Source organism: Hyphomicrobium sp., assembly GCF_035572195.1.
Lineage (GTDB): Bacteria > Pseudomonadota > Alphaproteobacteria > Rhizobiales > Hyphomicrobiaceae > Hyphomicrobium_B.
In genome coordinates this window covers 1-22359 of the sequence record NZ_DATNBA010000138.1, presented here as the reverse complement: position 1 = coordinate 22359, position 22359 = coordinate 1, and the positions used below count along the sequence as shown (strand labels likewise).

Genomic DNA, 22359 nt, shown 5'->3' with positions numbered 1-22359 from the left:
CCCCGGCGCCCGAAACAATCTCCGCGTGCCGAAACGCGGGCATCGAACGCCGTTCACCACTTGAGATTGAAAATGTCAGCAATGTGATTTATCTTGAATTGTGGCCGCGAGCGTGCGGGTAAAAAGCCAATCGGCTTAGCGGGGCCCGTGAGTTGGGCCGCTCGCGGCCAATCGCCCCGGCAGGCACCAGCTAAATCAATTCTGCGATAAGTCGCTCCGTGGTTGGTTCGACAACCGCCTCGACGATTGGCGTGCGATTTTCACTCGTCATGCAGTCGGGCTCTTGGCGCTCGCCCGCGTCTGTGGTCTGAATTTCAATCATGGGGCGGTTGGTTTTGAGTGTTGTTGCCGGAGCGGCGAGCCTGTTGGCGCCGGCACTCTCGGCGCATGCCGATGACGCCAAAACAATCGAACCCTGCACGCTCGATCCCGGACCGGCGCGGACGGTTGCTCGCATTCTCGATGGCGAAACGTTGACGCTCGATGACGGCAGTGTGGTTCGCCTCATCGGCGCTCTTGCACCCCGGGCGCGCGATGCCGGTGCCGCGGCGGGCGCCTGGCCGCCGGAAACTGATGCCGTCAAAGCGCTTTCCGATCTGGTGCTCGGCAGACGTGTGAAGCTCGCCTTCGGAGGACGCCATAAGGATCGATACGGCCGCTATCTCGCGCACGTCTTTCTCGAAGAAACCTCCGGCGATGAATGGGTGCAGGGCGATTTGCTTGCCGGTGGCCATGCCCGCGTCTACGGCCTGCCGGAAAGTTTTGTCTGTGCGCGCGAGTTGTTGGCGCACGAAGCCGAAGCGCGGCGCAAACACTTGGGGCTTTGGAACAACGGCGTTTACGGCACGAAGCCCGCGAACGTCCCGGCTGCGCTAATGGCGCTGCGCGGAAAATACGAGCGCGTGATCGGAACCGTTGCTTCGGTCGGCCGTACGAAAAGTGCGACCTATCTCAACTTCGGCACGGACTATCGTTCCGATTTCACGGCGCGCGTCGGAAAAAACGTTCTCGCCGCCCATCCGGATTTGGCGCGCACGCTCGACGGCGTTGCAGCGAAAACGGTGATCGTCCGTGGCTGGATCGAACGGCGAAACGGCCCGCTGATCGACGTCGCCGATCCATCCGAGATCGAGGTGATCGATGACGCGGAGGAGCCCTCCGCTGTCAGCGAACGAAGCACGCCCGGGGAAGCGCAACCGGCCCGTGCTCCTGTCGAAGCATCACCCGATTCCGAGCCCCCCAAAAACTTGCGCCCGGCTCCGACGGAAGAAGCGGAACCGGGCGCGGTAAACTTGTAGCGCTAAAGCTTGGCTTTTCGCGTTTATGCGGCGGCCTCGCCCGCTGCTTCACTTTCGGCCAGTCGACGGCCTTTGGCGCTCTTCGACAGGATCTCCGTGATGCGTTGCACGGCGCCCCTCTCGTCGAGCTTTTCGACGGCGGCGAGTTCACGTGCCATGCGATCAAGCGCGTCCTCATAAAGCTGGCGCTCAGAGTACGACTGTTCGGGCTGAGCCTCGGAGCGGAAGAGATCGCGCACGACTTCGGCGATCGAAATCAAATCGCCGGAGTTGATCTTCGCGACATACTCCTGGGCCCTGCGGCTCCACATCGTACGTTTGATGCGTGCCCGGCCTTTGAGCGTATCCATCGCCTTCTTGACCAGCGCCTCGTCGGCGAGCTTGCGCATACCGACGCTTGCAAGCTTGCCGGTCGGCACGCGCAGCGTCAGCTTCTCCTTGTCAAAGGTGATGACAAAGAGTTCAAGCGACATGCCGGCGATTTCCTGCTCCTCGATGCCGACGATGCGGCCGACACCGTGCGCCGGATAGACGATAAATTCGTTGGCCTTGAAACCGTGACGCTGGCTGACGGGCTTCTTTTGAACGGCGAGAATCTGACGCGCGGCGGCGGCCTTTTCCGCGATCGCCTTCGGCGTCGCGGGCCGGTGAGCCGATGCGACGGAAGCGGTCAGCTTCTGGCTGGCCGACTTATGCGCCGAGGCCGGAACGGCCATCGCACGCTGAGGGGCGGGGGCTGCCTTCATCGCGAGATTCGCCGGCGCTGCCGGTTTTTTTGCAGCAATAACGGGCCCAGTTTTTGCAACACCCTTCGCAGCAATCGGCTGGGACTTCTTCAAGGATTTGACAACGGCCGCCGGCTGCGCAACCTTGGCCTTCGCAAGCGACGGCTTCGGAGCGGTTTCAATCTTCGCTTTGACGGCTTGCTTGGCGGATTTCAGGGCGCTAGCGGCAACCTTCAGCGGGACGGCCTTGCGAACGGCCGGCTTGGCTGCGGACTTGGGGCTGACCGGAGCTTTTTTCTTCTGAGCCATATCGTTTTTCTCACTCTCGCATACTGCGCGTGACCGGAATGACCGGCTCCGCCAAGGTCCGCCTTTGTTAAGGCGGGACATCCGTGCCGCGGGCGAAACTCCGCCCACAACACGCGCGCACTGATCCGAGCCTACTCTTTACGAGAGGCTGTCCCCTGCGCGCTCTATTGTGGCCTAACTTTGCAAATCCCGACCGGCTCTGAATTGGCCCAGTGACGCCCCATAAAGTCTCTTTGAGAGATGCCTTTCAGAGCCAGGCACCCCTTTTTTGTTCACGGCCGTTCCGGATTTGTGCGCACTAAATGTCATCGCGATAGACACTAACACAATCTTGATGGCAAATGAAGGGTCGGAGCCTGAGACAATCTGGTCGCGCTTAACTCTTGGCTAAGAGCTGGGCAGCCGATTAGCGCCTCATATGGGTCAAATTTTTCCCATTTCAATGATTATGAAGCGCCGTAGACGCCCCTAGTCGCCGGAACCCGGGTTGGGGGAGAAATATTTTTCGAATTTTGCCTGTTCATCTTTGAAGCTATCGGCATCGGCTGGCGCAGGTTTCTTCGCGGTAATGTTGGGCCAACTGTCGGCAAACTTCCGGTTCACTTCCAGCCATTTTTCAAGATTGGGCTCGGTGTCCGGCTTAATGGCCTCAACCGGGCACTCCGGTTCGCAGACGCCGCAGTCGATGCACTCGTCGGGGTGGATGACGAGCATGTTCTCGCCTTCATAGAAACAATCGACGGGACAGACCTCGACGCAGTCGGTGTATTTGCACTTTATGCACTTTTCGTTGACGACGTAGGTCATGCGGCTTCCTGGTCCGGGCAGTCCTTGATGGGCATCGCGATGATGGGCATCGCGATCGATTGATCTGCCCTATTCGTTGGCGCCCTTATTAGCATAGGCATCGTGGCTGCCTAGGTGGAGCGGCGTCACAGCGGTCTCTAGCGTCCTTTGAGTTTGTCTGTCTGCCGACGCTCGCGCTTTGTCGGCCTTCCGGCACCGTCCAGCCTGACAGCCTGCGCCGCAACAGCCTCATTCGGATTGCGCGTTCCAGAGATGGCCCGAGACGGCGGCGGCGCAAGGTCACGATATAACAGTTGCGCCTCGCTCGCCGGTCCGCGGCGGGTGCCGATCGCTAGAATCTCAAGGACGCGAATGGTCGGGCCCAGTGTCAGCGTCAGGACATCGCCCGGCTTCACAGTCGCGCTCGGCTTTTCCAAGCGGTTGCGGTTGATGCGAACCTTACCGCGGGCAATGAGCGCTTGCGCCAAAGTCCGCGACTTGGCGACCCGAGCAAACCAGAGCCACTGATCGACGCGTTGGATCGTGTCAACGGCCGTTGCGATCATCAGTTCGAGCCGGAGTCTTCGCTCCGCTTTTCCATCATCGCTTTCAACGCAGCAAGCGCTGCAAATGGCGAACTGTCGCCGGCCGCGGGTTTCGGCGGGGCTGCGGTGATCATCTGCGGAGATCTGCGCGGCTCGTCGCGCCGGCGGCCTTCTCCCTGTCTCCTATCGCGATTATCGCGATCACGGCGCGGCCGGTTCGCGTCGTCTTTCCTTGGGCCACGGTCACTTCGGCCTTCGCCGCCACGGTTTTCATGGCGTGGCCGGTCGCCGCGATCCTGACGTTGATCTTGCCGCTGATCTGGCACCTTTTCATTCGCTACGCCAGCGACTGCCGCCGTCGCCGTACCAGGCTCTGCGGGCGCTGCGGCGGGCGCAACTCGAGGTTCACGAGGCTTACGGCGATCACGGCCATGATCGCGGCGGGCCGCGTCACGGTGCTCGCTGCGCTGATGCCGTCGCGGCCGCCAGACGTCTTCAAATTTCTCATGCTCGGCTGGTGCGGTCTCCATGGGCGCGGCCTCTGCCGGCGTTGCGCTCACCTCGGCGACAGTCGGGCTTTCGGTTGCGGCGACGGTTTCGGGCGCCGCTTCAGGCGTGGTGGGCGAGGCCACCACTTCCGCTTCGGTCGTCACGGCGAGTTCTGCGGTTTCGCTTGGCGCAACGACGGCTTCCGCATCCGATGGCGATTTGGCGGTGGCCTCCTGAGCCACTACCGGCTTGGCAACGACCGGCCGCTTCTCCAACCGGAAGCCGAGCGCTTTCAGGACTTCACCGAGTTCTTCCGCCGAGCAGCCGAGGATCGACATCATCTCATCGGTCAGCTTGAAGCCGCCATCGCCGGTCGAACCTTTGGGCGGCGTACCGGACTTGTCGGGCGTTGGCCGCCAAGCGAGCAGTGGCCGGATCAGATCGGCGAGCCGTTCCAGAATGTCGAGCCTGATGGCCCGCGGGCCGCAGACGTGAAAACCGTGAGCGCGATACAGAGCATCGGGCGTCGCCGGATCGGTAGCCGACGACGTCAAACCCGGACGCGGCAGTTGCGGCACGACGTCGTTCGCGGCGCCGCCGTTCTTGAGCAGCCACAGCGTCGCGGCGAGGTCTGCGGCAGCGGGTTTCAGCATGATCGGGAAAAAGATATTGAAGGCTCCGAACCGCAAGCCGTACTTGCGGAGTTCAGCGCGCGCCGGTTGATCGAGAGCATTGATTTCGTCGGCGACAGCCTCGCGCTTGAGGGCTCCGAGATTTTCCTTCAGCTGGAAAGCAATACCCCGCGCCAAGCCCTGCAGATCACCGGCCCGCGACATTTCCGCGAGCGGCTTCAGCTTCTCGGCGATCGTCTCGTCAAGCCAGATCTTCAGTCGTGCCTGTACCTTTTCGCGGTCGGCTTCGCTGATGCGTTCGTCGACAAGAAGCGACAACCCCGGCTGCAGCGGATCGTCGGAGCGCTCGAGCTTTCCGATCTCATCATCGCGCCAAAGAATGCTGCCGCCGCGCGTCAGCTTGAACGCATCGTTGTTGGCTGCCGCCACGCGACGGGCGCGCATGCCGAGCTCACGCGCCACGACCTGCATCGCAGCTTGGCGCGTGGCTTTCTCGTGAATGCCATCGCCTGCGGAGTCGAGCGTGAAGAGAAAACCCTTCAAGCGGCCGACGAAATGGTTTTCGACCGTGATGCCGCCATCGTCGGCGATGTCGGCAGTCAGCTCGTCTTTGTCCCGCATACCCTTCATCAAGGCGCTTGTCCGCCGATCGACGAAGCGCTGCGTCAGGCATTCGTGGAGCGCGTCGGAGAGGCTGTCCTCGATGGCGCGGGCTCGTTCCTGCCAGTGGGTGGGATCGGTGAGCCAGTCGGGACGATTGGCGACGAACGTCCACGTCCGGATGTGCGCTATACGCGTTGCCAGCGTATCGATATCGCCGTCGGTGCGGTCGGCCAAAGCGACTTGCTTGGCGAACCAGTCCTCGGGAAGGCGATGATTTCCGCTGGTCAAATGCCGGTAGAGGCTAGCGACGAGTTCGGCGTGGTTCTGGCCAGATATCTTGCGATAGTCGGGGACCTGGCAGACATCCCAAAGCAGCTCGACGTTGGCCGGAGTCGTGGCGATGTCCGCGATGTCGCGATCGGCGCTCAATGCTTCGAGGGCGGCGACGTCATCGGCGGTGCGGGCGCGCGCCAGGCGGTGTTCACGCGGTAATTCCCGAAGCGACTCGTGCAAATTCGCGAGCGAACTGAAATCGAGCTTGCGGTTACGCCATTGCAACGTTTTGACGCTGTCGAAGCTGTGCGTCTCAAGACGTTCGATGGTGTCGGCGTCGATGGATTCGGTGCCACCCGTCACGCCGAACGTTCCGTCATTCATGTGGCGTCCGGCGCGGCCTGCAATCTGCCCGATCTCGCCAGGCGTCAAATTGCGATGATTCTGTCCGTCGAATTTCCTCAATGCAGAAAACGCGACGTGATCGAGATCTAGGTTGAGACCCATGCCGATGGCGTCGGTCGCGACGAGAAACTCGACGTCGCCCGATTGATAGAGGGCGACCTGGGCGTTGCGCGTTCTCGGTGACAGGGCGCCGAGTACGACGGCCGCGCCACCGCGCTGGCGGCGGATCAACTCGGCGACGGCGTAAACGTCCTGCGCCGAAAAAGCGATGATCGCCGATCGCGCAGGCAGCCGCGTAATCTTTTTCTCGCCGCTGTACGTCAGCTTCGAAAGTCGCGGCCGCGAAATGAAGTTGGCGCCCGGAATCAGATCGCTGATCGCATCGCGCATGGTCTGCGCGCCAAGCAGCAACGTTTCCGAGCGTCCGCGCGCGTACAACAGCCGGTCGGTGAAGACGTGTCCGCGCTCGGGATCGCCGGCGAGCTGAATTTCATCGATCGCAAGAAAATCAACATCGATATCGCGTGGCATCGCCTCGACGGTCGATACCCAGTACCGCGCCTTCTCGGGTTTGATCTTCTCCTCGCCCGTGATCAGCGCGACCTTGTCGGCGCCGACCCTGGACTTGATCTTGTCGTAGACTTCTCGCGCGAGAAGCCGCAACGGCAGACCAATCATCCCGCTTTCGTGGCCGAGCATACGCTCGATCGCGAGATGCGTTTTACCTGTGTTCGTCGGTCCGAGCACCGCGGTCACGTTACGAATGCGGGCCTCGAGATCACTTACCATGTCGTGCTTGACTCCGGATCAAGCCCTGGCATTGCAGAGCGGGGCTTTGAGATCAAGGATTTATTCCGCTCATTCCGGCCAGTATCGTACTGCTGCGGCGGCCGGGCCGCGCTGCGTCACTGCCTCAACGCAATCTGCGTGTTGTTCGCGGCGGTGATGTTGATGCTTTGCGCGGCCATCACGGCCGGTCCGATCGTCGAGGGGACGGTGACGCGATAGGGCACGTAAATGCCGGCGGTTGGGATCGCACGGAGTGCAATTTCAATGTGGTCGTAGTCAATCCACGGATTGACGAAATCCTTGGGCTTGTGGCCTGCGATCGGAATGTACTTAACGCGGCAAACGACGAGTTCGGCCGGCTGTCCGGTCGGGTGCTTGTCCTTGATCGCTTCGCGGCCCTTGAACGACAGCTTGAGATCGAAACGCGCCTTGCCGTCAAATATCGGGATTGTTCGATTGCAGGCCTCCGGCGCGTTCGTGCTCGAAATGGCCAGCGTCGCCGCCATCGGATCAAAAACGTTCTTGAGATTGTCGGGCTTCAAGCGGACAGCATCCTCACGCGGTGGCTTATTCGGCTCCAACGCGACAGATGAAACACCCGTTCCATCGAAACCGATCTTTACCGACGTCGTTTTCGATTTCGACTTGGACGTCATTTGATAGCTTGCCGGATGCGGTGCGCCGCCGTCGATGGAGCCGCTGCCTGCAAAATTGCCGCTCCATTTGAAAGCGCCGAAGAGTGCCGATATTTGTGTCTTTCCGGTCGCGGAATAGGAGTTGCCGTTGAAGCGCGACGTGAAGTCGTACGATCCGACCTCGATGCCATTGAACTGCAGCCGATAGCGCGCCTGGACCTGGTTCGGCCACGCGGCGTCGGCCGTGCTGGCCGGCTGGGCCGTCCAAATCGTCATCGCTGTCGCGATAGCTAAAGCAATCGAGCTGCGGACCGCGCCGCGCCGGTGCGCTTCGGCTTTCAACATGGCAATAGCTCTTCCCTGACAACCCCGATTGCCAAGTCTTGCGATAGGCCGCCTTTGCGACGATTCTTGGACTTTGGCGGCCGTTGCCGACAGGCTGGGAGGCGCACCCTGGCGCCCTTGGGCGGCTCTCGGGCGGTGTGGTATGGGGCCACCTGCGACCAGGGCCGCTTGACGGGCATCCCGCGCCTCAACTATACACCGCTCCGAGACCCCGTGAGCCCCGCTGACGGGGCGCATTTTTTGCTGCAACAGCAAGCTTTCATAAGACCGCTCCCGCCTGACGGGCCCGCGGCATAGGAGACGACTATGACCAGGCGCTGCGAGCTGACCGGCACCCTGCCGCTGTCAGGCAACCTCAGAAGCCACGCCGAGAACAAGACGAAGCGCAAGTTCCGGCCGAACCTGTGCCACGTGACCTTGATGAGCGACGTGCTCGGCAGGAAGTATCGGCTGCGCGTTTCGGCGCGGGCTTTGAAGACAGTCGAACATCGCGGCGGCCTCGACGCCTACTTGCTGAAGGCGAGCAACGACGAGCTTTCGCCGACGTGCTTGAAGATCAAGCGCGATGTTCAGAAGGCCCAGAGCGCCAAGGCTGCCGCCTAAACGGTGTTCCGGCGACTAGATTCCATCAAGCCCGGCGCCGGGTCAGTCCTGCGGCCGGGCTTTTGCTTGCCTGCCGTCTTTGACGACGAATTGCAGCAAAACCGTCCGCTGCAGCACGTGGCTGAAATTATCATCCGAGATCATCGTGATCAGCACGCTGCCGTCCTTCAACCGCGTCGCGGCCAAGCCCTCCATGTTGTCGATTTCATCATTGAGGTCGGCTTCGAGTAGCGTTTCTCCGACGGCGGTACCACCGGGCTGCAACGCGCCGGGTGCCAACATCCTGAGCCGGATCTTCAAGCCCTCGAGCCAGCGGAAGCGACGCTCCAGAACGAAGAGCGTGCCGTCATCGAGACTGGCGAGGTCCGTCAGATCATAGTCGCCGATATTTTTGAGATGCACGGTTGCCGGCGCTTTGCCGGTCCATAGCCAGCCGGTGTGATCGCGAGACGCATCATAAAGTCGTTCCGAGAATGCGATCAGCGATCCCTTGTAGGGTCCGCCCTCCATCACCGTCATCGCCTCAAGGCCTTGCGTGCGCCGCATCCGTTTGGCGGCGGCCGGAAGCTCGACGGCGCCCCGATCGGCCGAAAGTCCATTAGCTGATAGATCGTACCGTTCGATGCGATGCCGGCCCTCGAAGCCGACGAACACTGAACCCCGCTGCAGCGTACCGCTTTCAAGCGCCACCGATTCAGAATCACGGTCGCGGAGGCGGCGGAGCGGCACGCCTTTACGATCGAGCAGCGGGCCGAGGCGAGCATTCTCGATGCCGGATGGCTGCGTGCCGTCGTACGTCAGTTTGCCGGTCATCCAGACGCCCGAGTCGGAAATGGCCAGAAGGGATTTGGCGTCGGCGTCGAGAACAAGCCCCGACCAGCCGCCGAAGTGGCGCGATGGCGACGTCAGCACCAAGCCGCCGCGAAACGTGAGCTTGTCCAGGGGTTCGTCAGCGCCGCCAAAGCGTTTGAAGGTTCGGATCGGCGTCGCCTTGACGGTGATGGGGCCTGCCTCGATGCCGGCGATGTCGGGCTTCGGGTCCGCCAATGCAATGCCGGCGCAGAAGGCGAGAGCAGCGATGGGCAGGACGGCGCGTCGATATTTTTCGAAAATCAAGCGCTCGCCTCAATGCACACGTGGGCGCGGTGCGGCTCGATGGTCCACGTCATCGAATTTGCCGTTTTCTTCGAACAGCTCGACCAGTTTTTCAGTCATGGCGCCGGCGAGCTCGGAAGCGTCCGTGATCGTGACCGCGCGGCGATAGTAGCGGGTGACGTCGTGGCCGATGCCGATGGCAATAAGTTCCACCGGGGAGTGCGTCTCGATCTCGTGGATCACCTGGCGGAGATGCTGTTCGAGATAGCTGCCGGTATTGACGGACAGGGTTGAATCATCGACCGGCGCGCCATCGGAGATCATCATCAGGATGCGGCGCTGCTCGGGCCGATTGACGAGACGCGAATGCGCCCAAGCCAATGCTTCGCCATCGATGTTTTCTTTGAGCAAGCCTTCGCGCATCATCAACGCCAAGGCATTCTTCGACCGGCGCCAGGGCGCGTCGGCCGTCTTGTAAATGATGTGGCGCAGATCGTTCAGTCGTCCGGGCGCCGGCGGCTTGCCGACGGCGAGCCATTCCTCGCGCGCTTGACCGCCCTTCCAGGCCTTCGTCGTAAAACCCAGAATCTCGACCTTCACACCACAGCGTTCGAGTGTCCGCGCCAGGATATCGGCGCAGCAAGCGGCGACCATGATCGGCCGGCCACGCATCGAGCCCGAATTATCGAGAAGCAACGTCACGACCGTGTCGCGGAAATCCATTTCGCGTTCGCGTTTATAGGAGAGCGCGCCGGTCGGATCGGTGATGATGCGGGTGAGGCGCGCCGCATCGAGCACGCCTTCCTCGAGATCGAAATCCCAGCCGCGGTTCTGCTGCGCCAGCAGCCGGCGCTGCAGCTTGTTCGCAAGCTTCGCGACGGCGGCCGACAATGTTTTCAGTTCCTTGTCGAGGAACGCGCGTAGCCGCTCGAGCTCTTCCGGAGATGACAGTCCCTCGGCGCCGATTTCTTCGTCGTGCGCGCGTGAAAAGATCTTGTATCCAAACGCTTCCGGATTATCGAGCACCGTCATGTTCGGACGCCACGGCGCCGGCGTCTCTTCCTCGTCGAGATCGCCATCGTCCATGTCTTGCTGATCGGGGTCGCCGGAGTCGGTCGTCTCGTCGGTATCGGAGAGGTCACCTTCCGAGTTCTGTTCCTCGCTACTCTGATCCTGGCCTTCGGCGCTTTCGTCGTTCTTTTGCTCAGACTCCTCAGCGCCCGCTTCGGTGACGTTTTCATCACCCTCATCTTCATTCTGGTTCGGTTGCGGTTCGCCGGACTGATCGATCAACTCGAGAACTTTCAGAAGATCTCGAATCTGGCGGCCGAACTGCTCCTGATTTTCGCAGAGCCCTTCAAGTCGGCTCAGCAGCTTGCTGCCGCGCGCCTCGATCACCGGGCGCCAGAGATCGACAAGCCCTTTCGTCGACGGTGGGGGCGGCAAGCCCGTCAAACGTTCACGGATGAGCAACGCCAGCGCGTCTTCGAGCGGCGCTTCAGCGCGGTCGCGCACCAATCTGAAACGGTCATGGCTATATTGGTCTTCAAGACGCGCGGTAAGATTGCAGGCCATGCCCGGCATTCGCGACGAGCCCAGCCCCTCGACGCGGGCGCGTTCAGCTGCCTCGAATACGGCGCGCGCCGGGCCAGCCGGGGGCGCGAGGCGGCGATGAATTCTGGCGTCGTGGCAGCCGATGCGCAGCGCCAAGCTATCCGCCCATCCACGCGCCAGCGCGATATCCTTGGCGGACGGCGTGCGCGGTGGTTCCGGAATAATGACGGATTTGCCGGCGACTTCGCCCTTACCGGGCCCGAAATCGACCTCGATTTCACCGTCGCCGGCGATGGCGCGCACGGTCGGCCCGAGGACGCGCTTCAGCGGCTCGGATGGCGCTTCGCGGCGTTTGTTTGGCGGGACGGCCATTTGAGTGGGGCCTCAGCTTAGCGCGACGTTGGCCGTGCTTTCCGCCAACTCTTCGCCGAAGCAGCGCTGATAAAATTCGGCAACCAGCGGCTTTTCGAGATCGTCACACTTGTTCAGGAACGTCACGCGAAACGCAAAGCCGAGGTCGCCGAAGATTTCGGCGTTCTCGGCCCACGTCATGACAGTACGCGGGCTCATCACGGTCGAGAGATCGCCGTTCATGAAAGCCGACCGCGTCAGATCGGCGACGCGCACCATATGCGAGACCTGCTTGCGTTTGACGTCCGTTTTGGCGAACGCCTTGACCTTCGACAACACGATCCTGGCCTCGTCGTCGTGCGGCAGATAGTTCAGCGTCGCGACGATCGACCAGCGGTCCATCTGACCTTGATTGATCTGCTGCGTACCGTGATAAAGGCCGGACGTATCGCCAAGTCCGATGGTGTTCGTCGTCGAGAACAGGCGGAACGCCGGATGCGGGCGAATAACCTTGGACTGATCGAGCAGCGTCAGCTTACCCGAGACTTCGAGAACGCGCTGAATGACGAACATCACGTCGGGACGGCCTGCGTCGTACTCATCGAAGCAGAGAGCGATATTGCTCTGCAACGCCCAAGGTAAAATACCCTCCTTGAACTCCGTCACCTGCTTGCCGTCCTTGAGCACGATCGCGTCCTTGCCGACGAGATCGATACGGCTGACATGACTATCGAGATTGACGCGCACGCAAGGCCAGTTGAGCCGCGACGCCACTTGCTCGACGTGCGTCGACTTGCCGGTGCCGTGGTAGCCCTGGATCATCACGCGGCGGTTGTGTTTGAAGCCGGCGAGAATGGCGAGCGTAACGTCACGATTGAAGAGGTAGTCCGGATCGATATCCGGCACGTGCTCGTCGGCCTTGGAGTAGGCTGGAACCTCGAGATCGCTGTCGATTCCGAAGACCTGACGCACGGACAATTTCATGTCTGGCAGATTGCCGGCTTGCGCGCCCGCAGCGCTTGGTGTCGTGCGCATATCGCGTGAATTCCCGATCATTGGCCCCCATCGCCGTTATCGGCTTGGACCGGTGCGAACTGGGGGCTGACGCGCACGCGGCTCAGAAGTGGTCGACTAGGCCAAGCCTGATTGTTTCAAGTGATTATAGGCTTGGAGGATTTCGCGCAACTTTTCCTCGGACCGGCTATCGCCGCCGTTTGCGTCGGGGTGATGCATCTTCACCAGTTCCTTGAACCGCGACTTGATGTCCTCGCGCGTTGCCTGCTCGCCAAGATCGAGCGTGTGTAATGCCTTTCTCTCGAGCGGCTTCAACTGGCGGCGGAACGTCGGCGCCTCCGTGCGGGACGATCTCGCCCGGCGCGTCATCTTTTGAGTGCTGGCGGCAACTCGCTCCGCGGCTTCGGCGGTTCTGACGCCGTCGCGCGTGCCGTGTGCCCAGGCATTGGCGCCGGCTTTCCACGTCGGCCGGTGGCCCGTCAGAGCATCTTTGCGGAAATTATTGACCTCCGCATCGCTCATGCCGTCGAAATAATTGTACTCGTGATTGTACTGCCGGACGTGATCCATGCAGAAGTGGAAGTACTCGCCGTCGCGGCCACGGCCTTTCGGCGCCTTATGGGAACCGGGCTTGTCACAGCCCTTCCACTGGCAGCCATTGGCGCGCGGTTCCTTCTTGGCGCCTTGCTGGCGCCGCGAGGACACGCGGATGCTGTCAAAGAATTTGGAGTCCAGTTTCATCGATTCATCAGTATGATCATTCGTTTCGATGGAAACAAGGCGGCAAGAAAGCGGCTTGATTTCCTTTCCGACTGTGCCGGCAATCTTTTAACAGGCCGTTTCGCGATTTCCCGTCCGCCCTCAAAACCGTGCCGAGTGCAAGAGAAAGACTGACCATGTCCGTAGCAGACCGCATTAAGGAAAAACTCTTAACCGCACTCCACCCGACGCGGCTTGATGTGATCAACGAATCCGAACTTCATGCCGGACACCGTACGTCGCCCGGTACTGGCGACAGCCATTTTCGCGTGCTCGTCGTATCGGCCGCTTTCACGGGCAAGTCGCGCGTCGAACGCCACCGCATCGTCAACGATCTCCTCAAGGACGAACTTGCCGGAGGTGTCCACGCGCTGGCGCTATCGACTCTGGCGCCGGGTGAACCGCTTCCGACAACTGCCGCCGGCGGCGGCTGATCGTCAGCCGAGCGCCGCATTCGATACTGTTCCTCCGCCGTCGGCGCCGGGCGTTTTCGGCAGCGGCTTGATGCGGATCGCGGTGATCTTGTTGCGGCTTTTACGCAGGATTTCGAAACGATAGCCGTGAAAGGTGAAAACCTGACCCGGCTCCGGAATCGTTTGCGCCTCGTGAATGACGAGCCCGGCGATCGTGGTCGCCTCGTCATCCGGCAGATCCCAGTCTAGATGGCGATTGAGATCGCGGATCGCAACCGTGCCGTCGACGTTGACGGTGCCGTCCGACTGCAAGCGGATGTGGCTGTCGGGATTGTCGTGCTCATCGGTGATCTGGCCGACGATCTCCTCGAGAATATCTTCAAGCGTGATGAGGCCCTGCACCTCGCCGTACTCATCGACGACAAGCGCCATCTGGATTTTCTTTTTCAGGAATTGGTTGAGCTGGTCTTTGACGCTGGTCGTGTCGGGAACGAACCAAGGCTCGCTCGCCGACGACATGATATCGAGGCTTTCTGGATCCCAGCCGGTGCGGGAGAGGGCAAGCAGCAGATCCTTGGTGTGGACGACGCCGACGATATTCTCCGGCTCCTCCTTCCAGACCGGAACGCGCGTGTACTGCGAACGCAAGAGTTGGTCGAGAATCTTGGACGGCGGATCGTCGGCGTTGATCATTTCCATCTTGGTGCGGTGAACCATGATGTCGGCGACCTGCAAATCGCGAAGATCGAGGATGCCGCCGAGCATTTCCGCATCGCCCCTGGCCACGGTCCCTTCCTTGGCCTGAAGATCGATGGTGCCGCGAATTTCCTCATGCGCGGCAAGAATGTTGGCGGCATCGTCGGCTTTGCCGGGCGTCAGCTTCAGCATCTGCCGGACGACGAATTCGATGGCCTTGGTGAAAGGCGTCAGGATGTAGATGAGACCGCGCATGATCGGCGCCACGATCAGCGCCACGCGATCGGCATAGGCGAGCGCATAGGTCTTCGGCAGCACGGCTGCAAAAATCACGATCAGGATGGTGATCGCAGCCGTCGCGTAAGCAACGCCAACTTCGCCATAGAGATCCACAGCGACCTTCGACGCCAGTGCCGCGGCGAGCACGTCGACGAGCGTATTGCCGAGCAGCACAGTGCCGATCATTTTCTCGGGCCGTGACAGCACCACGTTGACGAGCGTCGCGGCCATGTTGCCGTCTTCCTGCAACGCGTGCATGCGGGCCCGAGAGGCGGCCGTCAGCGAGGTTTCGCTGGCGTTGAAAAACGCCGACAGGATGATCAGCAAGAAAATCGCAAAAAGGCTAATGGCTATGGTCATGAGTGCGTGCAGGCGTCCTTTGTCCAGATTGTGGGGCGCAGCACTCTAGCACAAATATTGCGCGCTACCCCTCAGAGGGCAATTTCACGGCCCAGAAACGCTTTGACCGTTTCGGGCACGACCTCGCGCGTTACAAATGCCTGTCCGATGTCTCGCACCAGGATGAACGTCGCCTTGCCGCCGCGGACTTTTTTGTCCTGGCCCATCAGTTTCAGCAGTTCGCCTGCGTTCGCACGGCCTCCCGGAATGTCGCCGATTTTGGTGGGAAGGCCGACGGCTTTTAAATGTTTTACCACACGGTCGGCCCGGCCACGCGGACAGATTCCAATATTTTCCGACAGGCGGAACGCCATGCACATGCCAATCGCGACGCCTTCGCCGTGCAGCAGGCGATCTGAATAGCCGGTCCATGCCTCGAGTGCGTGGCCGAAGGTATGGCCGAGGTTGAGAAGTGCCCGCTCACCGGTCTCCGTTTCGTCGCGCGCTACGATCGCCGCCTTCGCCGCCACGCTCGTTTCGATGGCCTTGGTCAGCGCCGGGCCGTTGTTTCCGAAGACGCCCTGCCAGTTGGCTTCGAGCCAGGCAAAAAATTGCGCGTCGCCGAGAAGGCCGTATTTCGCAACTTCCGCGTAGCCGGCGCGCATCTGACGCGGCGGCAGGGTCGTCAGCACCGCAGTATCCGCGATGACGAGACTTGGCTGATGAAAGACGCCGATGAGATTCTTGCCTTGCGGCGTGTTGATGCCTGTCTTGCCGCCGACCGAACTGTCGACCTGCGCAAGCAGCGACGTCGGGATCTGAACGAAGCGAATACCGCGTCGCAGGATGCCGGCGGCAAAGCCGGCAAGATCGCCGATGACGCCGCCGCCGAACGGCACGACGAGGTCGCCGCGTTCAAGACCCAGTTCCAGCAGCCGCTCCGACAACGTTGCGAGATCGCGAAAGCTCTTCGTCGCCTCGCCGGGCTTCATCACGATCGAACCGGCAAAGAGGCCTTCCGCCTTGAGACTTTCTTCGAGCGTCGCGAGATGGTGGCGCGCAACGTTTTCGTCTGTCACGACACCGCACTTCACCGCCCCGAGACGCGCCTTGATCAACGCGCCGGCGTCGCGCAACAGGCCGCTCGCGATCAGCACGTCGTAGGATCGGTCGCCGAGTTCGACGCTGACGGACCGCGATGGTGCGGCGCCTTGAGAGGTTCTCGCTTGCGCCGTCGATGGCGCGGCGAGCCTGTTCAAAATTTCCGCGACGATGATGTCGTGCGGTTCGTCACGGCTTTCGACCGTCATGTCAGCCTCAGCATAGACCGGATAGCGAGCCTCGATGAGTTTCTGCATCGTGGCTTCGGGATTACCTTCGCGCAGCAGCGGGCGCGTGTCGCGTTTCATCACCCGGCGCATCAGGACCGGCAACTCTGCCCGAAGCCAGATCGAAATGCCGTTTTCCCGCACGCTCTGACGCGTCTCGGCGTGCATGTAAGCGCCACCGCCGGTTGCGAGCACTTGCGGCCCGTTGCGGAGCAGGCGTGCAATGACCTTGCGCTCGCCGTCGCGAAACAGCGCTTCTCCGTGATCGGCGAAAATCTCATTGATGCTCTTGGCGGCCGCCCGTTCGATCTCGTCATCGGCATCGACGAACGGCAGCCCGAGCTTGAACGCCAAACGCTTGCCGACCGACGACTTGCCGCAGCCCATCAGGCCGACCAGCACGATGGAGCGCCGGCCGAGGCGCTTCTTGACGATCTCGATATCTTCGGATTCCGTCATCTCGATCTCGGGTCTTCGTCGATCAGTCGAGCGAATCGGCTAGGTTCTGTGGTGGGCGGCCGCGGCGGGTTCATCATTGCGCGCCGTCATGCCACGAACCGAAATGGCTCGCAAATCAGAAACTTGCCGTTAAGACATGACGGCACGCCGCGTTTACGACGGCCAGTCAAGCAAGCCCTCATCGGCAATATGCGAGGCGAGTCATAATCGCGCCACCAAGGATGGCCACGTAACGACCGGGAGGGGAATCGATAAATGCCGAGCCTTTTCCGGTTATTGTTCGTACTTGGTTCGTTGAGCGCGGTCGTCTTCGGTGGCCTTTACGTGCTCGCGACCCGATTCGAACCCGAGCAGCAGACGATCAGCAAGCCCGTCTCGGGCGTCAAAATCCGGCGCTAGACAGCCATGATGCATGACGAGCGCTTTCGTCGGAAGTCAGCAGCGGGCGCGGCAACGGCGCTGAGTTTGTTGATGCTGGCCGTTGGGGGTTCGTTGTGCTCTCCGGCCATTGCGCAGGACGCGCCATCCGACAATCCTTACGCCACTCCCGAAACGACAGAACCGCGTCGCCGCGGAAAAGCCGATGACGCCTATTCGCCACCGCCGGACAAGCGGAGCTATTTGCCGACTATGGGAGCACCGGCCGCCGATCCGAATGCTCCCAGACCATGGCGCCGCGAAGCGCCCGGAGGCCCGGTATCTCCACCCTCGGGCTACGACAGTGGTCGAGGGCCCGGTCCCAGCGCTTCGCCGCAGAATGCGGTCGTGCGCGGCGTCATACCGGAGACCGTCGAGAAAGGCGACCTTGCGCCCGTCATGTCAAACGACGGCTCTGGGTTGCCGTACGAACTGTGGCGGGGTGTGGACGTCCCAGCGCTGGAAAAACTTATTGCAAGCATCGAAATTCCGCCGCGCTCGCCGGCCCTCCATGAGTTGTGGAAGCGATTGATCACGTCGGCGGCAGGTGATGCATCGAACGCAGCATTCACCGCATTGCGTCTCGAAGCACTCTTCCGGTCCGGTCTGGCGCGGGCCGCTGCGGCCGAGATCGCGAAGAACCCGGGCGCCAATAACGATCCGCTGCTCATGTCGCTCGAGGCGCGCAACGAACTCGCCGCCGGCCATCCCGACAAGGCCTGCGAAATGGTGACGCGCGCCGCCGCCCAAAAGGGCAACATTCCGGCACGCCTCAAGGGCCAAGTGATCCTTATGGCCGGTTACTGCTCTGCAATTCACAACGACACCGCCGCTGCCGGTCTCGCCGCCGACATGGCGCGCGAAGAAGGCGTCGAGGCGTCGCCCGGCCTTCAGGCTCTCGATGCGCTGTCGATCAATTCCAAGCCGAAATTCAAGGCGGCCAAAGAGGTATCGCTTCTCGATTACCGTATTGCCGAACGCGTCGGCGGTCTTCCAGTGAAGATGGTCCTTGAAAAAGGCGAGCCGGCGCTGCTCGTCGCTTTGGCGACGGATCCATCAACACCGATCGATCTCGGTCTGCCGGCTACGGAAGCCGCCGCTCGTCTCAACGCCCTGACACCAAATGGACTTGCGGGCATCTACCGTGCCAATGCGGAGGCAATCGCTCCCGACGTCTTGCTTTCGGGTCAGGGACCGAAAGGAATCGCGCGCCGCGCCGCACTTTTCAAAGCCGCCGAGGCCGAGCAAACGCCTATGCGAAAGACGCGCCTGATACGCGCCTTTCTCGATGATGCCAAGCATGAGGGTCTGTCGATCATTTCCGCCAAGATGATCGCGCCGGTGGCGGCGGCCGTGCAGCCGGCGCCCGAAATCAGCTGGTTTGCGGAGACGGGTGTCGAAATCGGTTTGGCATCGGGACGCTACGACATGGCGCGTAATTGGATCGGCCTCAGTAACGAACCGGGCCGGACTTCGGAAGGTCTCGACTACTGGCGGGCCCTGGTCGATATCGCCGACCCGAACGAGCCCCAGCGCGGCAAGAGCCTGGCGAGCCTCGAAACCTATGCCGTCGGTGGAAAATTCGCGCCCGGAACTCTGCAACGGCTCGCGACGGTGCTGGAAGCTCTCGACTACCTCGTACCGATCCCTCTTTGGGAGGCTGCAAACCGCGCCCCACAAACGAATTCGGGATATCTGCCGGAAACCGGCGTTCTAACCGAACTACAGGACGCGTCGAAGAAACAGGAGTTCGGCCGCACGGTGCTGCTGGTCATGAAGGCCCTTGGCCCCAATGGCGCTGAAGATGCGCATCTGTTAGCCCTCGGTGACAGCATTCGCGCTCTGAAGCGCGCCGGGCTCGAGCCTGACGCGCGACGGCTCGGCCTCGAAGCTCTGCTTCCGACCTGGCCGCGCACCGAAACGAACTGAGGGCTCATGGCGCCGGTCGCGACAACGGAAAGCCATGTTGCGGACTTCCTCGACATGCTGACGTCAGAGCGCGGCGCGTCGCAAAACACGATCGATGCCTACACCAGCGATCTCGAGGGCTACTTCGGCTTTCTTTCGGAACGTACCGTCGAAGCGCTCGACGCGGGAGCCAAAGACATTCAGGCCTATCTCGCCATGTTGACGAACGCCGGGCAAGCTCCGGCGTCGCGTTCGCGGAGGCTGTCGGCAGTCAAGCAGTACTACAGGTTCCTGCTTGCTGAAGGTTTCATCGAAGCCGATCCGACGTCGGGGTTGCAGGGACCCAAAAAGCAGCGCGCACTGCCGAAGGTGCTGAGCATCGCCGAGGTCGACCGCTTGCTGCAAACCTCGGAGCAGCGCTGCGAAGGCCTGGAGGGCCGCGCGTATTTCCGGGCTTTGCGCTTTCATTGCCTGCTCGAAATTCTTTACGCGACGGGTATGCGCGTCTCCGAACTCGTCGGGCTGCCGCGTGCCGTGCTGCGCGGCGACAAGCGCCTTTTTTCAATAAAGGGAAAAGGGGGGCGCGAACGCCTCGTGCCGCTCAATGCGACCGCACGTGCGGCACTGGAGCGATTTCTCGAAGTTTCCGGGCGCCTCGACAATTCTCCGTGGCTCTTTCCGGCACGCACGGCACTCGGCCACGTTACGCGGCAGGGCTTCGCGCAGGACTTGAAGGCCATTGCAACGGACTCCGGCATACACGCCACGCGTGTTTCGCCGCATGTTCTGCGTCATGCCTTCGCAAGCCACCTGCTCGACCGCGGTGCCGATCTCAGAGCCGTGCAGCAGTTGCTCGGACATGCTGACATTTCGACGACGGAGATCTATACGCATGTGCTGCAAGAACGGTTGAAGACGCTCGTCAACGCCCATCATCCGCTCGCAAAAATAAAGCCTGGCTAAAACATAAAGCTGCGCGGGGCCGCGTAAGAAGCGAAACAGAAGGGAGCCTGAGATGAGCCGTCTATACGGAGACATTCACCGCGCCATGCAGATGGCGTTCGACACGCGCACCCTCGCCGATCGTCTCGAGGGGATGATCGTCAAACCTGAATTGGATGACGTCGCGAGCGCGTTCATCGCAAGCCGCGACATGTTTTTCCTCACGACGATCGACCATCAGGGCCGGCCGACTGTTTCGTATAAAGGCGGCTCACCCGGTTTCGTGCGCGTACTCAATGCGACAACCTTGCTGTTTCCGAGCTACGATGGCAACGGCATGTATCTGTCGATGGGCAACGTCTCGGCCAATCCCGAGATCGGCATGCTGTTCATGGATTTCGAGAAGCCGTTTCGTCTGAGAGCGCAGGGCCGCGCCGAGTTGATCGTCAGCGGACCCGAGCTCGACGGGTTCAAGGATGCGGAGATGGCGGTCAAGGTCACCATTCACGAAACGTGGATGAACTGCCCGCGCTACGTGCATCGCTTCAAGAAGCTCGAAACGTCGCGTTACGCGCCGGGCGTCGAAGCCGAAACTCCTTTTTGCGAATGGAAACGCATCGATTCTATGCAGGACGTCGTGCGGCCCGCGGAGCGCTCGAAGGTTGAGGCGATCGGCACGACGACGATCGACGAGTGGATGGGCAAGGTGATGAGCGGTGACAAGGGCGTGTGAGGCTCTTGCGTGCGGACCGTCAACCATGCGCTGATAAGCCATGATCGCTAGCGCTGCAGTATTGCGCCTGCGAGGGCTAAGGCTAGGGCTTCAGTCGCATCCCCCTGGCCTCGCGGGACTGTATTTTACCGAGTTGTGGGAGCGTTTCTCGTACTACGGGATGCGAGCGCTACTGACGTTGTTCATGGTGGCGCCTGCCGCCGCCGGCGGCTTGGGCTTCAAGACGGCCACCGCCGGCAGCATCTATGGCACCTACACGATGGCCGTGTACCTGCTCGCCGTGCCGGGCGGGTTCATCGCTGATCGTATTCTCGGTGCAAAACGTAGTGTGCTGATTGGCGGAACGGCGATCGCCGCGGGTCACTACGCTCTCGCCGTGCCATCGCTCGCGACATTTTATGCGGGGCTGGCCCTGATTGCTTTGGGGACCGGCCTCTTCAAGCCCAACATCTCGGCCCTTGTCGGCGCCCTCTACGGACGTGACGACGTGCGTCGCGATGCCGGATTCTCGCTGTTTTACATGGGCATCAACATCGGCGCGTTTTTCGCACCGCTAGTCACCGGCTTTCTGGCTCAAAGCGCGCTCTTCAAAGGCTGGCTCGCAACGGCGGGCTTCGATCCCGCTAATAGCTGGCATTGGGGGTTTGGAGCGGCGGGCATCGGCATGACGATCTCGATGCTGTTTTTCGCGCGGAATGCGGCAGGCCTGAAAGACCCCGATCCTCCGTTGCCGGCACAGAGCCGGCAAAGCGCGACATTCACACGCGATGGACTCATGGTTGCGATTGGGACTTTGGCGCTGCTGGCTCTGGCGCTTCTTTCCGATGTCGAAGGCTTTACGTGGCTGCGCTGGATGTACCTCATCCTGCCTTTGACCGCGATTTTTTATGGCTCGGCCCAGCAAAGCCCGGATGCCCGGCGGCTCGCCGCCGTCGGCATCTATTTCATTGCGGCAATGATCTTCTGGGCGGTTTTCGAGCAGGCCGGGACGACGCTATCGCTGTTCGCCGATACGCTGACGGAAAATCAGGTTCTTGGACTTTCGTTTCCGTCGTCTTGGTTCCAATCCGCCAATCCGGTGTTCGTCATCCTGCTGACGCCCTTCGTGGCTGCGCTGTGGCTGAGACTCGGACATCGTCAGCCATCCTCGCCCATCAAGTTCGCGCTCGGTCTGGTTTTTCTCGCGGCTGGGTTTCTTCTGATGGTCCCCGCCGCCGGCTTCGCCTCGGATGGACGCGTCTCGCCTCTCTGGCTGATCGGTCTCTACCTGCTGTTTACCGTCGGCGAATTGATGCTGAGCCCGGTGGGTTTGTCGACGATGACGCGGATCGCGCCGAAGAGAATGACCGGCTTCGTGCTCGGCCTTTGGTTCCTGGCGGCGGCCTTCGGCAACAAGCTGGCGGGCGATATCGGAGGCGCCTTCACGGCAAGCGATCCAGACATGCTGGTGCTTTCATTCCTGGCGCAAGCGGCCCTTGTCGCCGTCGCCGCCACTTTCATGTTTGCGGTTGCGCCGATCGTGAACAGGCTAGCAGACGGAAATAATTAATAAATTTAGCGTTTTGGCAGTAGACCAGCGCATCCCGTCACCTTGACACCCGGCGGGCCTCAAGGCGAATGTTGCGGATCGGGTGC

Annotated in this window: 19 protein-coding genes; 8 read left to right on the top strand and 11 right to left on the bottom strand. The window is 61.4% G+C overall.

Annotated features, from left to right (window positions below; all coding sequences use genetic code 11):
• The first annotated feature begins 320 nt into the window (after positions 1-320).
• Positions 321-1298, top strand: coding sequence for a thermonuclease family protein (locus VN623_RS11885; protein ID WP_325571204.1), 978 nt, complete (start codon positions 321-323; stop codon positions 1296-1298).
• 23 nt (positions 1299-1321) lie between these two features.
• Here VN623_RS11885 and VN623_RS11880 read toward each other — a convergent pair whose 3' ends face one another.
• From VN623_RS11880 to VN623_RS11860, 5 genes are all read right to left on the bottom strand, one after another.
• Positions 1322-2332 (bottom strand): CarD family transcriptional regulator, encoded by a 1011-nt coding sequence (locus tag VN623_RS11880; protein ID WP_325571203.1) that lies wholly within the window; start codon positions 2330-2332, stop codon positions 1322-1324.
• 468 nt (positions 2333-2800) lie between these two features.
• Positions 2801-3139, bottom strand: a complete 339-nt coding sequence (gene fdxA, locus VN623_RS11875; RefSeq protein ID WP_325571202.1) for a ferredoxin FdxA — start codon at positions 3137-3139, stop codon at positions 2801-2803.
• A 137-nt stretch (positions 3140-3276) separates the two neighbouring features.
• Entirely contained in the window at positions 3277-3684 is a 408-nt protein-coding gene (locus tag VN623_RS11870; RefSeq protein ID WP_325571201.1) for an RNA-binding S4 domain-containing protein, read from the bottom strand.
• Entirely contained in the window at positions 3684-6854 is a 3171-nt protein-coding gene (locus VN623_RS11865; protein WP_325571200.1) for a helicase-related protein, read from the bottom strand. Before VN623_RS11865 ends, VN623_RS11870 begins: the two co-directional genes overlap by 1 nt.
• Positions 6855-6970: 116 nt before the next feature.
• The gene (locus VN623_RS11860) at positions 6971-7834 is read right to left on the bottom strand and encodes a DUF3108 domain-containing protein (protein WP_325571199.1); all 864 of its coding nucleotides are present in this window, start codon (positions 7832-7834) and stop codon (positions 6971-6973) included.
• 306 nt (positions 7835-8140) lie between these two features.
• Between VN623_RS11860 and rpmB the strand changes: the two genes are divergently transcribed.
• The gene (rpmB, locus tag VN623_RS11855) at positions 8141-8437 is read left to right on the top strand and encodes a 50S ribosomal protein L28 (protein ID WP_325571198.1); all 297 of its coding nucleotides are present in this window, start codon (positions 8141-8143) and stop codon (positions 8435-8437) included.
• A gap of 42 nt (positions 8438-8479) precedes the next feature.
• Here the strand turns inward: rpmB and VN623_RS11850 are convergent, their stop codons facing one another.
• The 4 genes from VN623_RS11850 to VN623_RS11835 form a co-directional block, all read right to left on the bottom strand.
• Positions 8480-9553, bottom strand: a complete 1074-nt coding sequence (locus VN623_RS11850; protein WP_325571197.1) for an esterase-like activity of phytase family protein — start codon at positions 9551-9553, stop codon at positions 8480-8482.
• A 9-nt stretch (positions 9554-9562) separates the two neighbouring features.
• Entirely contained in the window at positions 9563-11458 is a 1896-nt protein-coding gene (cobT, locus tag VN623_RS11845; protein WP_325571196.1) for a cobaltochelatase subunit CobT, read from the bottom strand.
• Positions 11459-11470: 12 nt separating this feature from the next.
• Entirely contained in the window at positions 11471-12472 is a 1002-nt protein-coding gene (gene cobS / locus VN623_RS11840; protein WP_325571195.1) for a cobaltochelatase subunit CobS, read from the bottom strand.
• A gap of 96 nt (positions 12473-12568) precedes the next feature.
• On the bottom strand, positions 12569-13192 hold the full coding sequence (locus tag VN623_RS11835; protein WP_325571194.1) for a J domain-containing protein: 624 nt from the start codon (positions 13190-13192) through the stop codon (positions 12569-12571).
• Positions 13193-13347: 155 nt separating this feature from the next.
• Between VN623_RS11835 and VN623_RS11830 the strand changes: the two genes are divergently transcribed.
• Complete coding sequence (locus VN623_RS11830) at positions 13348-13644, top strand: BolA family protein (RefSeq protein WP_325571193.1); 297 nt, start codon at positions 13348-13350, stop codon at positions 13642-13644.
• Between the two features lie 3 nt (positions 13645-13647).
• Here the strand turns inward: VN623_RS11830 and VN623_RS11825 are convergent, their stop codons facing one another.
• Together VN623_RS11825 and aroB are read right to left on the bottom strand one after the other, a co-directional pair.
• A complete protein-coding gene (locus VN623_RS11825) occupies positions 13648-14958 on the bottom strand; it encodes an HlyC/CorC family transporter (RefSeq protein WP_325571192.1) in 1311 nt (436 codons plus the stop codon).
• Between the two features lie 71 nt (positions 14959-15029).
• Positions 15030-16724 (bottom strand): 3-dehydroquinate synthase, encoded by a 1695-nt coding sequence (aroB, locus tag VN623_RS11820; protein WP_325571191.1) that lies wholly within the window; start codon positions 16722-16724, stop codon positions 15030-15032.
• Positions 16725-16979: 255 nt separating this feature from the next.
• On the opposite strand from aroB, the gene VN623_RS11815 reads away from it, so the two are divergent.
• From VN623_RS11815 to VN623_RS11795, 5 genes are all read left to right on the top strand, one after another.
• The gene (locus VN623_RS11815; protein WP_325571190.1) at positions 16980-17123 is read left to right on the top strand and encodes a hypothetical protein; all 144 of its coding nucleotides are present in this window, start codon (positions 16980-16982) and stop codon (positions 17121-17123) included.
• Positions 17124-17195: 72 nt separating this feature from the next.
• On the top strand, positions 17196-19070 hold the full coding sequence (locus tag VN623_RS11810) for a hypothetical protein (RefSeq protein ID WP_325571189.1): 1875 nt from the start codon (positions 17196-17198) through the stop codon (positions 19068-19070).
• Positions 19071-19076: 6 nt separating this feature from the next.
• Positions 19077-20012, top strand: a complete 936-nt coding sequence (locus VN623_RS11805; protein WP_325571188.1) for a site-specific tyrosine recombinase XerD — start codon at positions 19077-19079, stop codon at positions 20010-20012.
• Between the two features lie 52 nt (positions 20013-20064).
• On the top strand, positions 20065-20724 hold the full coding sequence (locus VN623_RS11800) for a pyridoxamine 5'-phosphate oxidase family protein (protein ID WP_325571187.1): 660 nt from the start codon (positions 20065-20067) through the stop codon (positions 20722-20724).
• Between the two features lie 40 nt (positions 20725-20764).
• Entirely contained in the window at positions 20765-22273 is a 1509-nt protein-coding gene (locus VN623_RS11795) for a peptide MFS transporter (RefSeq protein WP_325571186.1), read from the top strand.
• Positions 22274-22359 lie beyond the last annotated feature (86 nt).

Coding starts and splice junctions, on each gene's coding strand:
- VN623_RS11810 (WP_325571189.1), top strand. CDS start 17,196: ATGCTGGCCGTTGGGGGTTCGTTGTGCTCTCCGGCCATTGCGCAGGAC.
- VN623_RS11860 (WP_325571199.1), bottom strand. CDS start 7,834: ATGTTGAAAGCCGAAGCGCACCGGCGCGGCGCGGTCCGCAGCTCGATT.
- rpmB (WP_325571198.1), top strand. CDS start 8,141: ATGACCAGGCGCTGCGAGCTGACCGGCACCCTGCCGCTGTCAGGCAAC.
- VN623_RS11870 (WP_325571201.1), bottom strand. CDS start 3,684: ATGATCGCAACGGCCGTTGACACGATCCAACGCGTCGATCAGTGGCTC.
- VN623_RS11800 (WP_325571187.1), top strand. CDS start 20,065: ATGAGCCGTCTATACGGAGACATTCACCGCGCCATGCAGATGGCGTTC.
- VN623_RS11825 (WP_325571192.1), bottom strand. CDS start 14,958: ATGACCATAGCCATTAGCCTTTTTGCGATTTTCTTGCTGATCATCCTG.
- cobS (WP_325571195.1), bottom strand. CDS start 12,472: ATGCGCACGACACCAAGCGCTGCGGGCGCGCAAGCCGGCAATCTGCCA.
- VN623_RS11885 (WP_325571204.1), top strand. CDS start 321: ATGGGGCGGTTGGTTTTGAGTGTTGTTGCCGGAGCGGCGAGCCTGTTG.
- VN623_RS11815 (WP_325571190.1), top strand. CDS start 16,980: ATGCCGAGCCTTTTCCGGTTATTGTTCGTACTTGGTTCGTTGAGCGCG.
- VN623_RS11880 (WP_325571203.1), bottom strand. CDS start 2,332: ATGGCTCAGAAGAAAAAAGCTCCGGTCAGCCCCAAGTCCGCAGCCAAG.
- aroB (WP_325571191.1), bottom strand. CDS start 16,724: ATGACGGAATCCGAAGATATCGAGATCGTCAAGAAGCGCCTCGGCCGG.
- VN623_RS11805 (WP_325571188.1), top strand. CDS start 19,077: ATGGCGCCGGTCGCGACAACGGAAAGCCATGTTGCGGACTTCCTCGAC.
- VN623_RS11865 (WP_325571200.1), bottom strand. CDS start 6,854: ATGGTAAGTGATCTCGAGGCCCGCATTCGTAACGTGACCGCGGTGCTC.
- VN623_RS11835 (WP_325571194.1), bottom strand. CDS start 13,192: ATGAAACTGGACTCCAAATTCTTTGACAGCATCCGCGTGTCCTCGCGG.
- fdxA (WP_325571202.1), bottom strand. CDS start 3,139: ATGACCTACGTCGTCAACGAAAAGTGCATAAAGTGCAAATACACCGAC.
- cobT (WP_325571196.1), bottom strand. CDS start 11,458: ATGGCCGTCCCGCCAAACAAACGCCGCGAAGCGCCATCCGAGCCGCTG.
- VN623_RS11830 (WP_325571193.1), top strand. CDS start 13,348: ATGTCCGTAGCAGACCGCATTAAGGAAAAACTCTTAACCGCACTCCAC.
- VN623_RS11795 (WP_325571186.1), top strand. CDS start 20,765: ATGATCGCTAGCGCTGCAGTATTGCGCCTGCGAGGGCTAAGGCTAGGG.